This is a genomic window from Gelidibacter sp. (assembly GCF_035577925.1).
Lineage (GTDB): Bacteria > Bacteroidota > Bacteroidia > Flavobacteriales > Flavobacteriaceae > Gelidibacter.
The window spans coordinates 1-2,026 of record NZ_DATJCY010000299.1 but is presented as its reverse complement, the minus strand read 5'-3'; the positions used below and the strand labels follow the sequence as shown (position 1 = coordinate 2,026).

At 32.6% G+C, this 2,026-nt stretch carries 2 protein-coding genes; both read left to right on the top strand.

Going from position 1 to position 2,026, the window contains the following annotated elements; translation table 11 throughout:
* Window positions 1-721 precede the first annotated feature (721 nt).
* Window positions 722-1,585 (top strand): aminoglycoside 6-adenylyltransferase AadS, encoded by an 864-nt coding sequence (locus VNJ50_RS11655; RefSeq protein WP_003013318.1) that lies wholly within the window; start codon window positions 722-724, stop codon window positions 1,583-1,585.
* A 158-nt stretch (window positions 1,586-1,743) separates the two neighbouring features.
* Window positions 1,744-2,026 (top strand): SLATT domain-containing protein (locus tag VNJ50_RS11650; protein WP_325582060.1); only part of this gene is annotated, 283 nt, incomplete at its 3' end.

Genomic DNA, 2,026 nt, shown 5'->3' with positions numbered 1-2,026 from the left:
GCTTTTGGCACCTATTGGCACCTATTGTCTGCTTTTTCCGATTTTAAGGGGGTTTTGTTCGAGTCTTGTTCGACACTTGTTCGAGTGAGCTTCCTTTAAATTCGATTTTTTGGGAGGAATGTCGAAGGAATGTCGAAGGAGGGCTAAAAATGAGCGTTGGCAAGGGTTGCGGCGTGTGCCTTAATTTTGTGGACTATTCAGAGCAATAAGAATTTGGCTACAAAAATAGTGTTGAATAAAATTCTTTAAAACAAACAGTATTTATTAGTGTAATGGGTATTATAAAATCATACAAATTAGGTTTATAAGGTCAAAAATATGCCGCATACTATACGCGTAAACAATTGTTGATCAATGCATTTAAAAGAATAATAAAAATCAAAAAAATGATTAACTAGGGCGATAAATAAGTTGCGCACAATTTCCATTTTTAAAAAGTAGTTTGGCGAAACCACAAAACCAGTATTAAAATAAAAAAATTGGAATACCTATTAGACATATATGAATCCGAAAAAATCTATGAATATCGCGGTGAAACTTATCATGTAAGGGACGGATTTGGACTTCGTTTTTTGAGTATCTATAGGGCTTCGCGTTTTAAATATCCATAATAATACAAAATTGTAAACAATTAATAAATAGCCACATAGAGGCTTGTATAGCTTATTGGAATTTCGCATATTTGTGAGTTGTACGACATAGTAAAACCGAACCAAACAAAATGAAAGTCAGAGAAGAAAAGTTAAGAACAATTATAGAATGGTCGGAGAAAAACGAAGATGTAAGAGTTCTACTTCTGACAAGTTCACTTGTAAATCCTTTAGCACTTGTTGACGAATTTAGTGATTTAGACATTGAATTTGTTTTTGAGGATAATACAAATTACATTTCAGACAAAAGCTGGACGCTTAAATTCGGAAATCCAATTGCTATGATTGAAGAAGACGAAAGTTGTTTTAACCATAAACACGCAATGAAAATGCTACTTTATGAAGACGGTGTGAAAGTAGATTTTAAACTTTACAGCAAATCAAAATTTATAAAGGAAACGCAAGAGAAAGAATTACCAGAAGATTGGGATATTGGTTATAAAATTTTAATTGATAAAGATGGTATTACAAAGCAAATGCTGAAACCAACTTATCAAATTTCCATTATCAAAAAACCGTCTGAAAAAGAGTTTCAAAATCTAATAAACGATTTTTGGTGGGACACAACTTACGTGGCAAAGTGTCTTGTGAGAGATGAAATATTCTATGCGAAATTTATGTCGGAAACCGTTATTCGCACAGAATATTTAATTCCTTTAATTGAATGGCACATTGCAAGTGAACACAATTGGAACATAACGACCAATAAATATGGACGACTTTTCAAAAAGTATCTTAACCAGGAAATGTGGGCTAAAACAGAACAAACATTTTCAGGGAGCGATATAAAGGAAAATTGGACTGCTCTATTTTCAATGACTGATTTAGTTTCAGAAATAGGAACTGAATTGTCAAAAAAATTAGAGTACAAATACCCGGATAAATTAGAAAATGACATACGAAAATATTTAGCTGGACTAAAACCCAAAACATAACTACGTCGTACAACATCGTATTGGCAATAGGCGGGCTGAACGGCTTCGTATCAACGGAAGTGCAAAATTCAACTTCTGTTCTTCGATTAAAGTTCAGTGCTAAAAATCCCGCCCATCGCCAATACGCGGCACGTTATAGGCAATAATTAACCAAGACTGTGGATAAATCAAATTTTCTAAATACAATTGCCCAAAAAGGCTACGACATTGGGTTTGGGGCAAAAAAGAATTTTGCCTCTTTCGATATTATAAACAAATTACCAACTTGGGTTGGTTTTATTTCTTTAGCTATTGGTATTATTCAAATTGCATATGAAAATATTCCTTTAAATAAAGAATTGTCTATTCTTTTGATTTTTGTTGGTATTGCAATAATTTATATTGAACCATTTAAAAATGACACCGAAAAGTTTGAAAAAGAAGGTATTAGATTAACACGTT